This window comes from Bradyrhizobium sp. Crot121, from assembly GCF_059512385.1.
Map to the genome: position 1 here is coordinate 24,006 of NZ_JCAMOR010000037.1, position 16,948 is coordinate 40,953.

Consider the following 16,948-nt stretch of genomic DNA (forward strand, 5'->3'; position numbering starts at 1 on the left):
GCGAGCTGACGCCGCGCCTCTTGGGCGCTCGGGAGCCGCCGCACGCTGATAGTCGATCAGCCGGTTGAAAGAGCACCGAAACATTTGGAGCGTGGGGGCGGCACATCCCCGACCGGGATCAGAAAACGTTGGATTCAGTGTGAGAATGCCCAAAGGTACCGTGGTCACTTATGCATCCCGACTTGGAAAGCCGCTACGTGCCCATCAGAGAATCATGTTGGTTGCCGACGCCAAAGCGATCGCCGGGCTAACGCAATATGAATTTGGCGGCGATTACGGCGCCGCTGCCAACAACAAGCGCAGTGGTCATATCTACTTCGTTCCAGACGACACCCTGTTGTTGGATGAAGCAGAATCTCTCGGTATTCGAGCCGCCACCGATCTCTATGGTGGCGTTGTTCCACATCCATTTGTCAAGACAAAGGCCATAACACATCCACTCGTCGACAAGGACGCACATCGGCCAGATGGATGGCTATTCAGATTCGGAGAGCGAATACGCAATGCGGTATTGCCCGGCTATACTGTCTTCTGTCGTCGGGACGCGAGGATTGCGGCAGGCCGAATGCTCCTTCGCGGACCAATCCGCTTGAAAGACCCGCGAGAGGCTGGAGGTCGAGGCCAGACGGTTATCACCGCGCCCAACGAGCTGGACGAACTCCTCGATCGCTTCTCGATGGACAATCTGGCCTACTCTGGCTTGGTGCTTGAAGAAAATCTGCATCAAGTTGCAACGTTGAGCGTTGGTCACATTGCGGTTAGTAACTTGAGTTTCACGTATTGTGGAAGGCAAAGGGTGACGACGAATAACGAGAATCGGCCGGCTTATGGTGGCTCGGATCTCATCTGTGTGCGGGGAGGATGGGACGCCCTCTATCAGCTGCCGATGGGCCATGCAGTTCGCGTCGGAGTCGAGAAGGCAAGAGTTTATGACGAGGCGACGAACGCGTATGCCGGTTTTATGGCCTCGCGCCGAAACTATGATGTCGGTTTGGGCCTTGACGTGAACGGTAATTATGGATCGGGGGTTTTCGAGTCCTCGTGGCGGGCCGGAGGGGCCACGGGCGCGGAAGTGGCGGCATTGGCCGAATTCATGCGGGATTCCTCAGTAGAGATCGTCGAAGCATCTCACGTCGAAGAATTCGGCAGGGATCTTGAACCGCCACCAGAAGCTCTCACCTCCATTCGGCTCGATGATCCCCAAGACGGGCCTATGATCCGGTATACGGTCGTCCGACGTATTGAACGAGCCAAGCGTCGGGCTTGAGACTTCGGGAAGAGCATCCAACGAAGCCTGCGAATGAAGCTTACGAATTGTTTGCGGGTGGCGCTCAATACGATGGCGAGTACGTGACTGGGAGATCGGCGAAGTCGCGTGCGTCTGTTCTTCTCGACGACCAAAATGCGTGCATGGTGCTCCGCTTCGTGAGCTCCTCCGGTGTTATAGACGCGGTTCCCCTTCGGCCGCAGCTTCCTGACAGTAATTTCAGAAATTCTTCAGTGGTGGCACGCTGAGAGACGGGCAAGATCAACGTGGTCGAGCTGGCGTCTTACAGGAGGATGCGATGAGAACTGCCCCAATGTGGATTAGCCTAATGCTGGCTGCCGGCGTGGTGACGACCGGGACTCGGAATTGATAGCGCAGGCTGGAGCGGCGCCGCGGTCGCCCAGAAGAGGTCCCAAGGTCGGGAATCGGTGGACCGGATCGTGAGTTCGTTGCGCGCGGTGGATACAGCCTACGCGTCAGGCAACGCCGCCGAAGCTCAAACCCGGTTTGGCGAAGCGCGTGCGGCTTGGAACAGCTTGGCGCCGAGGGTTTCCGCGCGTGAGGCTCGCGAGCAACAACTGTTGTTCGATTCGCTAGACAAGGAGATCACGAGCGGCGCGCCCGCCACCAAGGTGAAATCGACCATTTCCGGCATGATCGGCGAGCTCCACGAGGATATCGAGCGCGAACTGAGATAGGAACGATCGTGTATCGCGGGCTGATTTGGCTCGCCTTCGTCGATCTCAAGAGGGCGTGGCTGCGGTCTCTGGTGACAGCGCTGGCGATCGCGCTCGCACTGATCGCAGTCACGTTCTTTGCGGGGCAAATAGGCCTTCGACAGGCGGAGCTCCTGACCGGCTATGAAGCGTCCGGAGCAGCAACATTTGTTGTTGAGCTCGGGAGCCTACCTGCGGGCGAAGTCGCGAATCTAATTGAGGCGCTACGTTCGATTGCCGGCGTGCAGTCAGTCGATGCTCCCTACAACGGGACGCAGCTCGGCTTGGTGGCCGACACCTCCTTTGTGGTCTTCGAAAACGAGAAGCAGCAGGAATCTCTCGGTGCCCGGACAACTGTGCTGGGCGTCGATCGGTCATTCGATCCAGTCCGCAGCTATTATGTGAATTTCCACGATCTGAATCCGACCGCGCCCACGGCAGTTCTCGGAACCCCCCTGCTTGCGACATCTGGAACGGTCCGTCCGCCCGATCGCAATGAGGTCGTTATCCCCTCCGGGGTCACCGACTATGTCGGGATTCGACCTGGTGCCGAAGCAACTGTCGATCTGACGTATCCGAATGCAAATCCACCAATCGTTCGACGCTACGAGAAGCTACGCCTGATCGGGACATTCGAGCTCGTAGGCCCGGATCAGGGTCGATTTGAGCCATTTTGGCGCCTTGCTGCGCGCGGCAGCGAAGTTCTCACAGTCCGCCGGCCGGATGCGCCAGAGGGCGTGGCAACCACGTTGCCCATTCTTTTGAACAAACAGCTCTTGAAGGAATTTCTTGGATTTGTCGGCGAGGAATTGGCCGCCCGCGGCATACAACCCCCGAAAGAGGCGGCAGCCAGGGAACTTGTCGTGCGAGCGAAATCAGTTCGGGCAGTGCCGACAGTCGAAGGCGAAGCGACTTCCTTGCTCGATCAGCGCGGTCTCAAGCAAGACTGCGGCGCTGCCAGTCAAGCTACCTTCTGCCTGAGAGTGCCGGAGCGAAACAATTTCGAAGCGGCACTCCAAGAGCAAAGGAAACTGGAAGCAGGAGGGTCGTTCTTCGTCCTTCTCCTGCTCGGGCTCGTGGCTGCCGGGGCAGCGGGTCAGCAGATCCAGTTGGTCCTGGCACGTTGGCGCGAACTCGGCATTTTGCAGGCCGTTGGTTTTTCTCCGTCAAGAGTTTTGCTCTATCTCGCGGTTCGACTGTACGCTGTGCTTGCCGCAGGCATAGTAATCGCTGCAGTGGCGGTGAGCATTCTGCCATTCGCTCGCAGCGCTTCAACGTTCGGTTTTGCCGTCGCCGTTGCGCTTGCGGCTGCGAGCATCGCAGCTCTTCCGGTACTGCTTTGGCCGCTTGCGCAAGCGCCTGCCCAGCTCCTTCGGGTGTCTGCATGATATGGGTGAAGCTTACCTTCGGAGGCTACGGCCGCCGCTTCGTCGAAGCGCTTGCGGCCGCCATCGTTCTCGCTGCTACCAGCGCGACCGTAGCGGCTTCGCTGATGGTGGTCGAGGGGGCCCGAAACACATTGACCAGGGCTACACGTCAAGATCGGCCCGACGTCGTTGAGGTGAAGAGTCGTTTCAATCGTGCTCTGTTTGAAACCCCCCGCAGCGGATATTTGCCGCCGCTCACAATTCCGGTCTATGAACCGCTCATCGATCCCACCGAGCTGAGAACGGCTGCGGGCGACAACCGGGTCGTTAAACGGCAGTCGCTATTTCGCAACGTCGTCAACGGCGACAGCTTTCTCAATATCTATATTTTCGGTATCGATCCCGACGTCGAGCGCGATTTGAGCAGCTTCTCGCTCGCGCGCGGTCGATTCCTGCGGAGGGAGGACCGTGCTGTGGCGGTGATCGATCAAGCATCGGCTCGGGCGCTCGGCATAGACATCGGCGGGACCTTCCCGGTACGGAAGGCGGATGGCACGGATCTGCAGCTCACCGTCATCGGCATTCTCGACGGAGTAGAGTTACGGGGCGCCCCGCCAAGGTCGGCTGAAGCGCCCTCGCTGAGGCCCGATTCGACCTTCGTCTCGAGTGGTGCGTTCGTGAACATCCAGACGAGCGAAGACATCTTCGGTCGCGAAAGCCTGACCGATGCCCTCGTTATTGCAAGAAGCACCCCTGACGTGCCAGCTCTCGTCGCCAAGCTCCAGGAAGCCTTTCGGCTGGAGCCCGGCATCTTCGTGACGGAACGATACAGCCAATACCAGCGCAAGGTGCGCGATTTCGCTCTGACCCTGACGTTGTTTTCGGCCATGAGTATCGCGACGCTGTTATTGGCCGGATCCTTCGCCGCAAACCTGCTGCACGACATTTATGTCGAGCGTCGGCGGCAGTATGCCACGCTCATGGCCCTCGGGTTTCCGCCCGGGATGGGCGTCTCTCCGGCTATCGCCTTCGGGCTAATGCTTGGATTGGTCGCGGTTGCCGTTGGCGGTCTCGCCGCCAGCGCTTTCGTGCCGAGCACCTTCGCGATGCCTTCTCTCATGGCCGATCTTGGCCCGACGGAGCCCACAATCGATTGGGTGGTGGTGTGCTCCATGGTGGCGATCGCCATTGCAGCCGTGAGCCTGGGCTTGGCTTCCACCATAGCTCGGCTCCTGCGAGAGCCGGTTGCAGCGACTCTATCGGAGGCAAGCCCGTGACTCCTGCATTTGTCTCCCTGCGTTCAGTTTCGAAGACATATCGTAGCGACCGCGCCACAATTGGTGCATTGCGCGAAGTCTCACTTGAGATCGAAAAGGGCGGGTTCGTTCGGCTCAGCGGTCCATCCGGATCAGGCAAGACCACGCTTCTCAATCTCGTCGCGGGACTTGATCGGCCTGATCAGGGGGAAGTCTTCGTGTCGGGTATCGACGTCGGTCGGCTGTCCGGAAGTCGGGCATCAAAGTATCGGGCTGAGCAGATCGGTATGGTGTTTCAGAGTTATAATCTGATCCCGCAGCTGACCGCGCTAGAGAACGTTCTGCTCCCAATGATTGCGCTTGGGCGAGCGAACCAAGGCCGCGCCCGCGAACTTCTCGATCTCGTCGGCTTGGCCGATCGCAGCGACCACAATCCGTCCCAGCTCAGCGGGGGAGAGCAACAACGGGTTGCTGTTGCCAGGGCGTTGGCAAATGATCCTGCGCTCGTCCTTGCTGACGAGCCAACCGGGAATCTTGACGACCAAAGTGCACAACGTGTGATGGGGCTGCTAACGCGCCTAGTTCGCGAACACGGCAAGACCCTGCTTCTCGTTACTCACGAGCGCGACCTACAGACTGCTCAAAGATCTCTCGAACTGCGAGGTGGTGTACTAATGGCGGCGCCGGAATGATGCGCCGGGAACCTTGCCATTGCACGGAGCAGCGCTCGTATGATGACGGTATATCTGAGCAGCGGCCCCTCTTCGGGGTCGTCGCCCTCAAAATGCACAATTGCGCCAGGCGGGATTTTGCGCGGCTTTCCGAAATGTTTCACAGAGGCAGCTTCGACAACCTGCAAGGCGGAGTCTTGCGCGAACGCGGTCAGGGCCGCGAGTTCGGCGGTGCTTGCACCACCTGAACGCCACGACGCCTCGAACACCCCGGACCGCCATTGCCCGTGCCCGTCGATGCCTTGGCCGACGTCATAGTTTCGGCGCGAGGCCAGAAAGCCGGGATATTGGGCTGCATTGCGGTCATAGGTTCGGGCCTGAACTATGGCGAGGCGTGCCTCGGCATTCATCGGCAGGTTTTCCAGTTCTGCCCAGCCGCCGCGCACGCAAGTCAAATGCGAGCCACCGTAGACGGAAACTCCGAGATTGTTCGTAGCCGATCGTTGCGTGCCGTGATAAGCGATCGTCCGATCGCCGACCATTGTGTAACCGATGCTTCGCGTCGTAACGCAGCGCAAGTTCGTTTCGAGAACCAGTCCATGGCACGCGATCTTCTCGGTTGGTAAACTGTCGAGAAGAGCGTCTAACTCTGCAATCGTGCCAATCACCGTTTGTCCGTGGCCGCCGTCTCCGAGCGGCTCCTTTACGCGGACAGGTCCCTGCAACAGCAGCCGCCTGACGGCCGTCCCAGCGTCGTCCGGATCGAACGCGGTATAGCCCGGCAGGACAGCATTGCTCACATTTTCTGCGAATGCCACCGACCAGCCGCACGGGTGCGCTGCGAGCGGATTTATCAGCCGGTGTGTGATGGCTTTCGTTTTGGCGAAAGGATAAGGCACAACCGCGCCATAAAGCTGGCGGGGCGAGTGGATGCCGAGGTTCCCCGCCTCGTCGAGCATGAGCGTGTCGTCCGGAACGAAGAAGATATCTCCGGTCGAATGCTTCTTGGCATCGAAGATACCGGCGTATCTATGACCGTTAAGCCGCGCGATGCTTTCGGCGACCGCCGACAGCGTAACCTTCTCGTGGGCATACATCGGCGCGCCCAGTTGGGAAAAGTAGACGGCGACCGCATTGACCGCCGGCGTGTTGGGCTCGCTTTGACCGACGGCGGCAGACCGCAGTCGTCCAATGTAATCAACGAAAGCAGATAACTTAGTGCCATCCATGCGCAACCATCCCGACAAGCGAGGATTGGCCAGTGCTTGGACGGAACACCCGTCTGACGGGGAGACTGCAAACCCCCGTGGGAATACATTAGTGAGCGACCTCCTCTAAAACAAGGCGTGGCCTTGTTCTGAAAGGCCATAGACGGTCATGCTTACAGTCAGCAAGCTGAAGCGCTTGCACATCTGTGTTTCGTTCGAGCTGAAGGATGCCGAATGCGTCGCCCTGCAGGGACCTTCCGGGGTCGGCAAGAGCCTGCTGCTTCGCGCCATCGCGGATCTCGATCCCAATGAAGGGGCGATCAAGCTGGACGGAACGCTCAGGGAAGCCGTACCGGCCCCGCTTTGGCGGAAGCAAGTGACCTACCTAGCCGCTGAACCGGGCTGGTGGGCGGACACGGTGCAAGAGCATTTTGACGCCTGGGATGATGCCATTCCGCTGGTCGCGCGATTGGGGTTACCGTCCAGCTGCGGAACCTGGCCCATCCAACGACTTTCCACCGGAGAGAAGCAACGGCTGGGACTTGCGCGGGCGCTGATGCTGCGATCACGCGTGCTTCTGCTGGACGAGCCTACTTCGGCGATCGACGCGACATCGACCGCGATCGTTGAATCGATCATTGCTGAGCGCGTCTCGAGTGGGACAGGTGTCATATGGAGTACTCACGATAGCACCCAGGCCTACCGTGTCGGATCGCGGTTGTTTGTGATGGGAAGTGACGGTCGCATCGAGGAGCATCAGATTTGACCTACATCCAGCTGACTTACAGTGATCTCATTCTGCCTGCGCTCCTCGTTCTCATGGACGGCGCTCTCTCGCTTGCGCTTCACCTCAAGCTTGAACGGCAACTCGCCGTCGCAACTGTGCGGATGGTCGTTCAGCTGGTGCTGGTCGGATATGTGCTCACGTTTCTGTTTGCTACCGTCTCACCCGCTTGGACGGCCCTCGCTGCCGTCATCATGGTTCTCTTCGCATCGCGCGAAATCGTCGTGCGGCAGAAGCGGAGGCTGCTAGGTTTTGGAACCTACGGCTTGGGCGCAGGATGCACGTTGCTCGCTGCCGGTACCGTCACGATGTTCTCGCTTCTAACGCAGCTGCACCCTGAGCCTTGGTATCACCCGCGCTATGCGCTGCCGCTGTTGGGTATGATCCTGGGCAACACCATGACAGGGGTAAGCTTGGGCTTGGACGTGCTCACGACTGGCCTGATGCGCGAGCGAGCCGCGGTGGAAGCCTGCCTCGCGCTCGGGGGTACGCGGTATCAGGCGCTACTGCCGGTCATGCGGGACGCGCTGCGAAGTGGCTTCATGCCCACCATTAACGGCATGGCGGCAATCGGTCTTGTTTCCTTGCCTGGAATGATGACCGGCCAGATCCTTGCCGGGGTCGAACCGATAGACGCCGTGAAATATCAACTCTTGATCATGTTCCTAATTGCCGGCGGAACGGGTCTCGGAACGTTGGCCGCCGTCATGGGAGGCGGACGCCTCCTTACGGATCATCGGCATCGATTGCGCCTGGACCGGATCGCGGTCGAAACGCAGGGGTAAGGACTAGCTCCTTGTCGTTGCAGCCACGCCGCGTGCGTGGGTTATCATCCTCTGGAAAAAGATCCGGCATCTGTGGGCTGGATCAGGCCGATCGTCATCCTCGTTTTCATCGCATTCTTTCTCTTTCAAGAGTACCACGTAACCTTCGCTGCGCCAGAATTTCGCCGGCCGGGCCGCCGAGCAAGCCGCGGCAAGCTCGGCCCGCACTTACTGCTTGTCACCCATGTGGTGGGGCGTCGAAGTGTTGGGATCGCCCGTGTAGTGATGGCCGCCCGACGTGGTGCCCTTCGATTTGCCGATGGTTTCTTTCTTGCCCATGTGGTGCGGCACTTCGGTCTTCGGCCCGCCGTTAGAATGATGGCCGTTCTTTTCCTTATCGACGGTCTGCGCCAGAGCCGGCATTGCGACAAGCGAAACGACAGCGACTGCAGCCATGAGAGTTCTGGTGATCATGTCCGGTCCTCTAGATTGTGAGAACTCCAGTCAACCGCACGCGGCGCCAAAGACCTTGCGGCAGATCAAGCCTCCGGGCTGGAACGCCTATCTTTCCCTATTATTGTGGCCGTGACAGGCAGCGCCGCGACATGATCATCGTGGCGGATCCTTCGTTAAATCCGGCGATATTTCGCACCAAAATGGCCCTATCGACGTCCCCTTCCCGCCCGGATTGGTTCAGCTTCCATTTAACCACAATGCCTATTATTCCCGACACGTGGTTCGCTTGTCGAAGCGTCAGGGATTGGGAGATCTGTTATGAAGCTGAAGACTGCACTTCTGGCCACCGCATTGACCTTTACCGCGCTGCCCGCGCTCGCTCATGACGACGAGAGCTACGGGCATGGAGCGTTTCATGGCGAGCTTGGCGAGGCTCATGAACGTGCCCACGAGGAAGGATTTGAGAGCCACGCCGAGCATCGCGCCTATCACCGCGCCCTTCGAAACTTGCACGAGGCTTATCACGAGGATCGCGATGGCTACGCAGGCTATTATTCCTACCGGTCGCGCTACTATTATTCCCAACCGAGGTACCGCAGTTCTGGATGGTACTATGGATGGTAGCCATGACCGGCCGCTGAAGGCGAGGAGGATAAGTCATGCGGGCTAAACTTTTGACCATCGGGGTGGGAATCGGCCTTACCTTTGCTACGACCGGAGCAATAGCTCATCCTAGACTCACGTCTACTGTTCCGCCGACTGACGGCACGGAGAGCGCCGCTCCACCCACCAGGGAAATTCGCCTGAGTTTCTCGGAATCTGTCATCGCCAAATTCTCCGGCCTAGAGCTGCGAGACGAGAGCGGAAAATCGATTGCGACAGGAATGCCCGCGATCGATCCGAAGGACAAGAAGCAGCTTGTGGTCCCCCTCAATGCGCCGCTGGAAACGGGCAAGTACCGGGTGATATGGCACGCGGTGTCGGAGGATACTCACCGCGTCAAGGGCGAATACACCTTCGCTATCGGCAACTAGCCGTGGAGTCATGGCTCGTCCTCGCGCGTTTCGTGCACTACGGGTCATCTCTCGCCCTGTTCGGTCTGGTGCTGTTTCCCCTCTATGCGTGTCCGCCAGTCAGAAGTCGCGACAGCGGCAGCCGCGGGCTGGCCGCGTCGTTACCGGTCTCACTTATCGTTCTTGTCAGCGGCATCTTCTGGTTCATAAGCGCTGCAATCAGCATGGCCGACGCCGAGCTCAGTTGGGAAACGGCTCGTTTCATACTGACGGAAACTTCCTTCGGCGCCATCTCATTGTTGCGGCTGAGTCTAGCCATAGTGGCAACAGGGATCCTCGCCCTGCTATTCAGAGGTCCGTCGAGGACGCTTGAGCTGCTTCTCGTCGCATTGTGTGCAATTTTGCTGGGCAGTTTGGCTGGCGTTGGTCACACACAGGTCGAGGATGGCCAAGGCCGGGCAGCACACACCTTGTCGGATGCTCTCCATCTTCTTGCAGCAGGTGCCTGGCTTGGCGGACTCGTTGGTTTGTCTAGTCTTACCGTCATGTCTCTCCGCGGCGAGAAGGAACCGTACTACCCGGCGTGCGAGGCAGCATTTCGGTTTTCGACAATGGGGTACACCGCCGTCGCTATCTTGGTCGCATCCGGGCTGATCAATTCGTGGTTTCTTGTAGGCTCGTTTATAAACCTGGTCACGACAACATACGGCCGGCTGCTTCTTTTAAAGCTTCTTCTCTTTGTCGTGATGGTCGGCTTTGCCGGTCTCAATCGCTTCTTCGTGGTCCCGACTCTCCTGGATTCGGCCGCGACCGGTGCGAAGCTCGGGCTGCGCCGGCTCCTGATCAACGTCGCTGCAGAACAGGGCCTTGGCTTCGCCATCGTTCTGATCGTCAGCTTGCTGGGCATCACCGAACCAGCGGCCACGTCTTAATGCACCAGACTCATTGCTATGCTTCGAAGGCTGGTCTCACCATGCGGCCTGACTTCGCATGGGCAGCTACTTAGCCAGCGCCGACCGACAGCGGCAGAACCTGGTTGTCCACCACACGATGCTTGCTATGCCGCGTTGGCGTAGTCCCCAGTGCATCCTGGTTATCCGTCTTTGTTCCGATTTAGGCCCTCATGCGCACGCTCGGTGCGACGCGCGCCGAATTACATCGATCGCAATCGGTCAGGCGCCTCTCCGGCTGCGATAGGCACTCGTTGGTCGCCTTCATTTTCGCTGAGTCGCGGCGCTCAATTTGCGCTATGATTAGCGCAAACCCTTGTTGCAAGAGAAGCCGAACGGAGGCGGCGATGGCGTGTCAGGACCCGGTACGACGCTCGCTGCTGCTGACGGCTCTGGCCGCCGGGGCTTATCTGGCTGCAAAGCCGGCCGTGGCGGAGGAGGAGGATCAGCCAGGCAGCGATGAGCGACCGCAAAAAGGCGACTTTCTCGTTCACTCCGAGGGGGAGCATGCCGGCGAAAGCATCAAACCGGCTGATCTGGAGGTTGGTGGGCCGCCCGTGCACGCTTGGCCGAAGGACCCGAAATCCTCGGTGATCCGCAAAGGATCGCGGCTCAATGAGATTGTCCTCCTAAGGCTTGATCCGGGCGAACTCGACGATGAGTCCCGGTCGCGATCGGCCAACGGCATCGTCGCCTATTCGCTGATTTGCACTCACGCCGGATGTCCCGTCTCCGAGTGGGTGAAGGCGGCAGAGAGCGACAAGAACATTCTGAAATGTCCGTGCCATAACTCCGAATTCAATCCCCGAGAAAGTGCGCAGGTCGTATTCGGACCGGCACCCCGCCGTCTGGCGGCACTTCCACTCGCTATCGCCGACGGCTCGCTTACGGTGGCCGCAGGGTTCATCGGCAAGGTAGGCGGCCAGCCCGGAAGGTAGCGGTCGCACGGTTAAGGACGCGATGTTGACCTAGTCTCTAGTAGTCGGCCGGCTTAGCGCCGCTCTTTGACCTGACCGCTGCTGTCGACGACGAGCGATACGTCCTTGCCGTCCTTCACCGCCTTGACCGAAATGCCTTCAGCGGTGGATTTGATGTCACGGACTTGGGTGTAGCCGTCCGCTTGAAGCTTAGCCAAGAGTTCCTGCTGGGTCAGGGCATGAGCCGGCGCGACTAGGCTGACCATCAGGCAGCAGAGGATCGCTTGGGAGATTGTACGTACTGACATCATCTGCACTTCTCCTGTTATCTGACGTGGGCGCTCTCGAAGAACCAGAGTGGAACGCCGAACGTCAATCCGACACGAACTTCGTCGACCGGACGGTGATTGGTCAGCGCGTGGCGATAGGCGAGATCGAAAGAGAGCTTGTCGCTCACCTGCCAGATCAAGCCTACGAGCCCGGAAAAGGTTTCCTCCTGGCCGAATTCCTTTTCGTAGAAAAATTCCGAGACCGGCCGCACCCTCCATTTCGACGGCCCCTCGATGATACTGCCGAGGAAGACATCGGCATGATGGTCCCGCGTCAGCAGCATTTCCGCGTTGAGGTGGATCGTTCCCCAGTCCCAGCGCTGCGAGACGATGGTCGCCCAGCTTGCGCCGACGCCGCTGTCCCCCGTGCTGTCCGGCAGCAGCACTCCGAATTCGGTCGCGATGCTCGGTCCGCTCTTGTCCTGCAGGCTGCCCGGCACCACGACATGCTTGAGGAACGCACCTGCTGCGATCAGGTTTGTCGGCCCCGACGGCGAAAGCGGCGTCTCGCCCTGTCCCTCGAACACCGCCTCCCATCCTTCGCTCAATCCGAAATTCAGGACAGTCCATGGCGCGACCAGCGTCGGGGTGGCCCCGTCGCGGCGAACGCCGGCCGGCTGCAGTTCGACTTCGAGTTCTCCAGGGGCGGCCACGGCGGCATCGGTGCCGTCGAACGGCCGGTAGGCGAAGGCACGGCCGGAGCATGCCGCGACACCGACAAAGATCAACGATGCCGCAGCGCATCGAACTAGAAACGAGTCACCAATGAGCATCTTCGTTCGTCCGCGGTCGACACCTGGGGGCGATGGGCGAAACAAGTACCGCCAGCAACGCGGCGGAGAGTTCATTCTCTTCTCCTGCCCTTTGGCGATCTCGAGTTCGATCCGTTAATCGAGCGGCTCCGACACCCTCGAGAATCGCATTCCGGCCAGCAGAACAACCTCGACCGCACTACTGAATGCTTGTTGGCAGCCAGCTCGGATAGTGGCACGAGACCGCGCGCGTGCGAGAGAGCTCTTGCCGCAACCTGCCCTCCGGCGGGCGGCTACCGTACGCCGGAGCAAGCCGGTTCTACTCAATCCTCGTCGTCGTCATCGGCAGAGCGCAACCGGCCGGTCTGCGCGTCGACTGAAACCTTTGTGGTTTGGCCGCTCTTTGAGCCGATCGCTTCGAGATACCTTCCATCACGAACGATCTGTACGTTCGACCAACCATCGGACTGCAGTTTCTGGCGCAACTGATCCTCGGTGACCGGTTGATCGCCGGCGATGAAAACCGGGCCCCTGCTGGGTTCGGCGGTCACCATGGCTACGCCAGCTAATCCCAACAGTAACAGACCACCACCGGCCAATATCCACTTTCGATCCATCGCGTTCTCCTCTTCGCGGTTTCGATTGCTCGCGCTTGCCGACGGCGATCATCAGTCGTGGCGCTGAAGGGCTCTTCCCAGAACCTCTTCTGGATCGCTGTAGTCGCCGAACCGACCCTGGCCACGTTGATCTTGCCAGCCTCTCAGCGCGCCACCACTGAAGAATTTCTGAAATTGTTGTCAGAGAGCTGCGGCGATCGATGGATCGGTCATGCACGCCCAGTTATGCCTTGACCCGCAAGTCGGCTAATCCAGCGGTTCGCTAATGCTCGAAAGTTTCTTCCCGTTCAAGAAACCAAGCGACGCAATGGGCTGCTCGTTTTTCAATTCAGGCACGGCGCTCACCACAATGCTCTGCGAGCCGTATCCTTTTGCCTTGGCCACGGCAGCGGCCAGCGTCACCTTTGCCCTGTCCAGCGCAGCCTTTTGGGCCTCAGCGTGTTCAAGGTCCTCGCCTTCGGTGATGGGCTCGACCTTGCTTATCTCGCCGGTCATGTGATCGACGATGACTTCGAAGAACTTTACGTCTTTTGCGGTGTAGATCGAAAGCTGAAGCTTGCCATCTTCAGCCTCGAATTTTCCGGAGATTGGCCTGCCTTCCCGTTCGCTGGTCACCAAGGCCTGTTGCAAGCTAACCTTGGCAGAACCTAACAATCTGACCAGAACGCCTTCGCCTTCATCATCACTGGCCGCGCGCCCGAATCCAACAGACAATCTCGTCAGACCAACGATGACGAGCCCGGCAGCAGAAGTGAGAAGCAACTTCCTGCGAGTCATGGGTCCCTCCGTTCACTGACCTCAATGCCCCCTCGCCCCGCACCGAAACCCGTCACTTGATCATCACCCACGCTGGCTGCAGCCACGGATACGCGATCAAGCCGACGACCGCCGTCGCTGCAATGAGCGCCGGATTGCTGACCTTCCAGCGGAACAGAACCGCGAGTGAGATCACGCCGATCGCAACCGTCAGCCAGTCGCCGATGGCGATCTTGCCAAGCAGGATGCATGCGCCCAGGATCGTGCCGATCGCGGCCGCGTAGGCGCCTTTGACGAACCCCTGCACATTGGCGTTGCCACGGTGGCGCGCCAGCAACGGCGCAACGATCAGGACCAGCAGGAACGACGGCAGGAAAATGCCGACGGTCGAAACCAGCGAGCCCCAAAAGCCCGCAACCAGGTAGCCGACGAAGGTCGCGGTGATCACGACCGGTCCCGGGCTGATCATGCCAATCGCAACGGCGATCAGGAATTGCCGCTCGTCGAGCCAGCCATATTGCTGCACCAGCCCCTGCTCCAGGAACGGGACGATGACGAGACCGCTTCCGAAGGTCAGCGACCCGGCCTTAAGAAAGAATAGCAAAAGCTTGCCGAGCGTGGAGCCAGTCGCGACCGGGGCGATGGCCGGCGCGGCGGCGGGGATGACGACGATTTGCATCGCGGTTGAGGAACGCTTGAGGACGTTTCCGTAGTAGAGGATCCCGACAATGCCGGCGCCGATGAACAGCAGCGCCACTTCGGCCTGCAGGACGACAGTAACAACAAGGCAAACCCCAGCGATGGCCCACTGCAACCAGTCCTCCATGCCAAGCTTCGCGAGCCGATAGCAGGAATGCAGGATGAGCGCGATGACCGCAGGGCTGACGCCATAGAAGATCGCGGTCACCGGCTGCAAGCCGCCGAGGTACACATAGAGCGCGCCGAGCGCCGCCACGATGATGAAGTTTGGCAGGATGAAGCACCAGCCGCCGATCCAGGCACCCCAGAAGCCGCAGCGAAGCCAGGCGACATAGATGCCGACTTGGATCGCGAGCGGGCCGGGAAGCGACTGGCAGATGGCAATCGACTCCCGCATCTGCTCCTTGGTCAGCCACTTCTTGTCGTTGACCAGCTCCCGTTCCATCTGGCCGACGAGTGCGACCGGGCCGCCGAAGCCGAGAAAGCCAAGGCGAAGGAAATACCGTGCCAGTTCACTCTTGCTATTGTGTTCTGCCTGCATTGTCGTCGTCACCTGTGCCCCTCTCTCGTGATCGGCGTGGCCCGCCGGAAACTCCAAACTGACTCGTGCGCTGCATGGCGTTGAGCGCCATTGCGAAGGCGTCGCTGACGAGCTGCGGATCGCCATAGAAGACGAGGGTAGACGAGCCGGACGCTCGCGCTGATTCGCTGTCGCCAGGAGTCTGTTTGGACGCCCGCTCTTTTCCCTTGATCATCGCTGGCTCCTCATCGTTCCATTCCCTTGCAAGTTCGACCGCTCAAACTGGCTATTCGCGATCCGAAATGGGCTCGAGAACGCCGACAGCCGGTAGGCCCAGTCCCCTCGGGGTCATGACAATCCATGAACCCGACGATGCCACCTCGAAGCACCCGTCATCCGGCTCCGGAAGGTCGAGGCAGAGATCGTCTGAACGAACGAACCATTTGCCTGTCAGCACCTTGCCCATCGAGTAACTTCTGAACGTCCCGTCACGTTGGTAGACTTCGCGCCAGTGCACCTCATCGGTAAGCTGCCTGTCAGAAAACCGCGCGCATATCTGTGCGCCCGACAACTTCTTCAACTCTTCGGCCGATGCACTGCCGCTCCAGAGTGTGAGCATGGTCAGCAGTCCGACGGCGGCATATCCGACGCGCGTCCTTGCACAGAGATTGCTCATGCTTACGGCTTCGATTTGCATGACTTCAGGCACATCTGGTACTCGGTCTTGCAGGCAGGGCCCGCGTAGTTCTTCATGCATGCCTTGTGCTGCTCGGCGCATACCTTGCAGGACGATTGTGCCTCGGCCACGCGATCGGCGGCTAAAAGGCCTGCCAGCACGGACAGCGCAACGACAACTCTCTTCATCCGCGGTCCCCTCTTGACTCTGCTCCGTGTTGCCTGCTCCTCACCTAACTCTTGGTGCTCGCGGTCTTGTCGAGTGCCGCACGCAGCCCTTTGGCCAGCTTGATCGCATCGTCATTGGCCCAGAAGTGCATGAAGAACAGGCGCGGCTGCTCGTTGAGCATGTGGTTGTGGACCGCTGTTACATCGATGTCGTTCGCCTTCAGCGCCTTGATCACAGGATTGACCTCGTCGCCGGTGAGCACGAAGTCGCCGGTGATGGCTGCCTTGCCGCTCCCCGTCGGCTGGAAATTGATGGACTGTGCCACACCCATCGGGCCGACCGGTGCGAGTTGCATCCCAGCTTCGCTGATCGGATCGCGCCGCGGAACGGCGAAGGCGTAGACACCGCCATTGTTCTGTCCCTTGGCGCCGATGATCTGATCGAGCTGGGCGGTATCGAGGTCGATGGCGGGCGGTGCGGCAGCTGCCGAGGGCGCCAGCGGCGTTTTGCTCACTGCCAGCGCGTCGCGGATGGCAGCAGCCATCTTCACGGGATCGCCGTGACCGCCGACATGCATGTAGAAAGTCGCAGGGCTCGCCCGGAGCAGGTGATTGTGAACGGCGGTGATCTCAAGCCCGCCGGCGACCAGCTTCGCCATGACCGGATTGATCTCGGTTTCCAGCAGCACGAGGTCGCCCATCACCATGGCTTCGCCGTGCATCGGCATAAACGCGACCCAGCCACCGAGCGCAAGCGTCGGCTTGATGGTCACGCTATCCAAAGTGACGGTCAGGTCGCTGCGCGGGAATCCATAGCGATGCACCTCGCCGGAAACTGCCGGCTTCCGACCGAAGATCTCATCGATCTTTTGCCACTCGATTGCCTGGGCATGCGCACTGGGGATGAACGGCTCGGTGAAGATGTTCCAGTCGATGGTCTGCGCATTCGCAATTGACGCGGATGACAGCGCCAGAATTGAAGCAGCCAGAAGATATCTGAGACACATGGTGAACCTCCATGGTTGGATAGAAGGGCCTCCGCCTGCAGCGTGCCCGGAAGGAG

21 protein-coding genes are annotated in these 16,948 nt (G+C 59.8%); 11 read left to right on the forward strand and 10 right to left on the reverse strand.

Translation table 11 applies throughout. The annotated features are described in order from the left end of the window. Positions 1 to 145 precede the first annotated feature (145 nt). The 5 genes from AC5ZGW_RS27425 to AC5ZGW_RS27445 all read left to right on the forward strand — a co-directional run bounded on the left by AC5ZGW_RS27425 (position 146) and on the right by AC5ZGW_RS27445 (position 5,298). Complete coding sequence (locus tag AC5ZGW_RS27425; protein WP_130225097.1) at positions 146 to 1,267, forward strand: DUF3182 family protein; 1,122 nt, start codon at positions 146 to 148, stop codon at positions 1,265 to 1,267. Between the two features lie 428 nt (positions 1,268 to 1,695). After that, positions 1,696 to 1,965, forward strand: coding sequence for a hypothetical protein (locus tag AC5ZGW_RS27430; RefSeq protein WP_130225096.1), 270 nt, complete (start codon positions 1,696 to 1,698; stop codon positions 1,963 to 1,965). Between the two features lie 8 nt (positions 1,966 to 1,973). Further along, positions 1,974 to 3,371, forward strand: coding sequence for a hypothetical protein (locus AC5ZGW_RS27435; RefSeq protein WP_130225095.1), 1,398 nt, complete (start codon positions 1,974 to 1,976; stop codon positions 3,369 to 3,371). Positions 3,372 to 3,376: 5 nt separating this feature from the next. Further along, positions 3,377 to 4,627 (forward strand): ABC transporter permease, encoded by a 1,251-nt coding sequence (locus AC5ZGW_RS27440; RefSeq protein ID WP_474418173.1) that lies wholly within the window; start codon positions 3,377 to 3,379, stop codon positions 4,625 to 4,627. Further along, the gene (locus AC5ZGW_RS27445; RefSeq protein WP_130225093.1) at positions 4,624 to 5,298 is read left to right on the forward strand and encodes an ABC transporter ATP-binding protein; all 675 of its coding nucleotides are present in this window, start codon (positions 4,624 to 4,626) and stop codon (positions 5,296 to 5,298) included. The genes AC5ZGW_RS27440 and AC5ZGW_RS27445 overlap by 4 nt, the downstream gene beginning before the upstream one ends. Here the strand turns inward: AC5ZGW_RS27445 and AC5ZGW_RS27450 are convergent. Further along, positions 5,247 to 6,506, reverse strand: coding sequence for a DUF3182 family protein (locus tag AC5ZGW_RS27450; RefSeq protein ID WP_130225092.1), 1,260 nt, complete (start codon positions 6,504 to 6,506; stop codon positions 5,247 to 5,249). The genes AC5ZGW_RS27445 and AC5ZGW_RS27450 overlap by 52 nt on opposite strands. Before the next feature lie 148 nt (positions 6,507 to 6,654). Here AC5ZGW_RS27450 and AC5ZGW_RS27455 point away from each other — a divergent pair, with 148 nt between their 5' ends. Next, complete coding sequence (locus AC5ZGW_RS27455; protein ID WP_130225091.1) at positions 6,655 to 7,251, forward strand: ABC transporter ATP-binding protein; 597 nt, start codon at positions 6,655 to 6,657, stop codon at positions 7,249 to 7,251. After that, positions 7,248 to 8,054, forward strand: a complete 807-nt coding sequence (locus tag AC5ZGW_RS27460) for an ABC transporter permease (protein ID WP_130225090.1) — start codon at positions 7,248 to 7,250, stop codon at positions 8,052 to 8,054. The genes AC5ZGW_RS27455 and AC5ZGW_RS27460 overlap by 4 nt, the downstream gene beginning before the upstream one ends. Positions 8,055 to 8,261: 207 nt before the next feature. Here the strand turns inward: AC5ZGW_RS27460 and AC5ZGW_RS27465 are convergent, their stop codons facing one another. Further along, entirely contained in the window at positions 8,262 to 8,507 is a 246-nt protein-coding gene (locus AC5ZGW_RS27465; RefSeq protein WP_130225089.1) for a hypothetical protein, read from the reverse strand. Between the two features lie 300 nt (positions 8,508 to 8,807). Here AC5ZGW_RS27465 and AC5ZGW_RS27470 point away from each other — a divergent pair, with 300 nt between their 5' ends. From AC5ZGW_RS27470 to AC5ZGW_RS27485, 4 genes are all read left to right on the forward strand, one after another. Next, complete coding sequence (locus tag AC5ZGW_RS27470) at positions 8,808 to 9,113, forward strand: hypothetical protein (protein WP_130225088.1); 306 nt, start codon at positions 8,808 to 8,810, stop codon at positions 9,111 to 9,113. A gap of 35 nt (positions 9,114 to 9,148) precedes the next feature. Next, positions 9,149 to 9,523, forward strand: a complete 375-nt coding sequence (gene copC / locus AC5ZGW_RS27475) for a copper homeostasis periplasmic binding protein CopC (RefSeq protein ID WP_130225087.1) — start codon at positions 9,149 to 9,151, stop codon at positions 9,521 to 9,523. A gap of 2 nt (positions 9,524 to 9,525) precedes the next feature. Continuing rightward, complete coding sequence (gene copD, locus AC5ZGW_RS27480) at positions 9,526 to 10,434, forward strand: copper homeostasis membrane protein CopD (RefSeq protein WP_165435140.1); 909 nt, start codon at positions 9,526 to 9,528, stop codon at positions 10,432 to 10,434. A gap of 317 nt (positions 10,435 to 10,751) precedes the next feature. Then, positions 10,752 to 11,390: a QcrA and Rieske domain-containing protein gene (locus tag AC5ZGW_RS27485; RefSeq protein WP_130225129.1), complete on the forward strand. Its 639-nt coding sequence runs from the start codon at positions 10,752 to 10,754 to the stop codon at positions 11,388 to 11,390. Positions 11,391 to 11,443: 53 nt separating this feature from the next. Here the strand turns inward: AC5ZGW_RS27485 and AC5ZGW_RS27490 are convergent, their stop codons facing one another. The 8 genes from AC5ZGW_RS27490 to AC5ZGW_RS27525 form a co-directional block, all read right to left on the reverse strand. After that, positions 11,444 to 11,677, reverse strand: coding sequence for a PepSY domain-containing protein (locus AC5ZGW_RS27490; protein ID WP_130225085.1), 234 nt, complete (start codon positions 11,675 to 11,677; stop codon positions 11,444 to 11,446). 17 nt (positions 11,678 to 11,694) lie between these two features. Continuing rightward, entirely contained in the window at positions 11,695 to 12,426 is a 732-nt protein-coding gene (locus AC5ZGW_RS27495) for a hypothetical protein (protein ID WP_130225084.1), read from the reverse strand. Between the two features lie 347 nt (positions 12,427 to 12,773). Continuing rightward, a complete protein-coding gene (locus tag AC5ZGW_RS27500) occupies positions 12,774 to 13,067 on the reverse strand; it encodes a hypothetical protein (RefSeq protein ID WP_130225083.1) in 294 nt (97 codons plus the stop codon). A gap of 246 nt (positions 13,068 to 13,313) precedes the next feature. Further along, positions 13,314 to 13,844, reverse strand: coding sequence for a PepSY domain-containing protein (locus AC5ZGW_RS27505; protein WP_130225082.1), 531 nt, complete (start codon positions 13,842 to 13,844; stop codon positions 13,314 to 13,316). Between the two features lie 52 nt (positions 13,845 to 13,896). Then, the gene (gene chrA / locus AC5ZGW_RS27510) at positions 13,897 to 15,063 is read right to left on the reverse strand and encodes a chromate efflux transporter (protein ID WP_165435139.1); all 1,167 of its coding nucleotides are present in this window, start codon (positions 15,061 to 15,063) and stop codon (positions 13,897 to 13,899) included. A 265-nt stretch (positions 15,064 to 15,328) separates the two neighbouring features. Continuing rightward, positions 15,329 to 15,739: a hypothetical protein gene (locus AC5ZGW_RS27515; RefSeq protein ID WP_130225080.1), complete on the reverse strand. Its 411-nt coding sequence runs from the start codon at positions 15,737 to 15,739 to the stop codon at positions 15,329 to 15,331. Continuing rightward, the gene (locus AC5ZGW_RS27520) at positions 15,721 to 15,906 is read right to left on the reverse strand and encodes a hypothetical protein (RefSeq protein WP_130225079.1); all 186 of its coding nucleotides are present in this window, start codon (positions 15,904 to 15,906) and stop codon (positions 15,721 to 15,723) included. Before AC5ZGW_RS27520 ends, AC5ZGW_RS27515 begins: the two co-directional genes overlap by 19 nt. 44 nt (positions 15,907 to 15,950) lie before the next feature. Then, complete coding sequence (locus tag AC5ZGW_RS27525) at positions 15,951 to 16,892, reverse strand: DUF1259 domain-containing protein (protein WP_130225078.1); 942 nt, start codon at positions 16,890 to 16,892, stop codon at positions 15,951 to 15,953. Between the last annotated feature and the right edge of the window lie 56 nt (positions 16,893 to 16,948).

Bases quoted from the DNA above. Each gene is read 5' to 3' on its own strand.
- AC5ZGW_RS27425 (WP_130225097.1), top strand. From the start codon at position 146: ATGCCCAAAGGTACCGTGGTCACTTATGCATCCCGACTTGGAAAGCCG.
- AC5ZGW_RS27450 (WP_130225092.1), bottom strand. From the start codon at position 6,506: ATGGATGGCACTAAGTTATCTGCTTTCGTTGATTACATTGGACGACTG.
- AC5ZGW_RS27455 (WP_130225091.1), top strand. From the start codon at position 6,655: ATGCTTACAGTCAGCAAGCTGAAGCGCTTGCACATCTGTGTTTCGTTC.
- AC5ZGW_RS27465 (WP_130225089.1), bottom strand. From the start codon at position 8,507: ATGATCACCAGAACTCTCATGGCTGCAGTCGCTGTCGTTTCGCTTGTC.
- AC5ZGW_RS27470 (WP_130225088.1), top strand. From the start codon at position 8,808: ATGAAGCTGAAGACTGCACTTCTGGCCACCGCATTGACCTTTACCGCG.
- copC (WP_130225087.1), top strand. From the start codon at position 9,149: ATGCGGGCTAAACTTTTGACCATCGGGGTGGGAATCGGCCTTACCTTT.
- AC5ZGW_RS27485 (WP_130225129.1), top strand. From the start codon at position 10,752: ATGATTAGCGCAAACCCTTGTTGCAAGAGAAGCCGAACGGAGGCGGCG.
- AC5ZGW_RS27490 (WP_130225085.1), bottom strand. From the start codon at position 11,677: ATGTCAGTACGTACAATCTCCCAAGCGATCCTCTGCTGCCTGATGGTC.
- AC5ZGW_RS27500 (WP_130225083.1), bottom strand. From the start codon at position 13,067: ATGGATCGAAAGTGGATATTGGCCGGTGGTGGTCTGTTACTGTTGGGA.
- AC5ZGW_RS27505 (WP_130225082.1), bottom strand. From the start codon at position 13,844: ATGACTCGCAGGAAGTTGCTTCTCACTTCTGCTGCCGGGCTCGTCATC.
- chrA (WP_165435139.1), bottom strand. From the start codon at position 15,063: ATGCAGGCAGAACACAATAGCAAGAGTGAACTGGCACGGTATTTCCTT.
- AC5ZGW_RS27515 (WP_130225080.1), bottom strand. From the start codon at position 15,739: ATGCAAATCGAAGCCGTAAGCATGAGCAATCTCTGTGCAAGGACGCGC.
- AC5ZGW_RS27520 (WP_130225079.1), bottom strand. From the start codon at position 15,906: ATGAAGAGAGTTGTCGTTGCGCTGTCCGTGCTGGCAGGCCTTTTAGCC.
- AC5ZGW_RS27525 (WP_130225078.1), bottom strand. From the start codon at position 16,892: ATGTGTCTCAGATATCTTCTGGCTGCTTCAATTCTGGCGCTGTCATCC.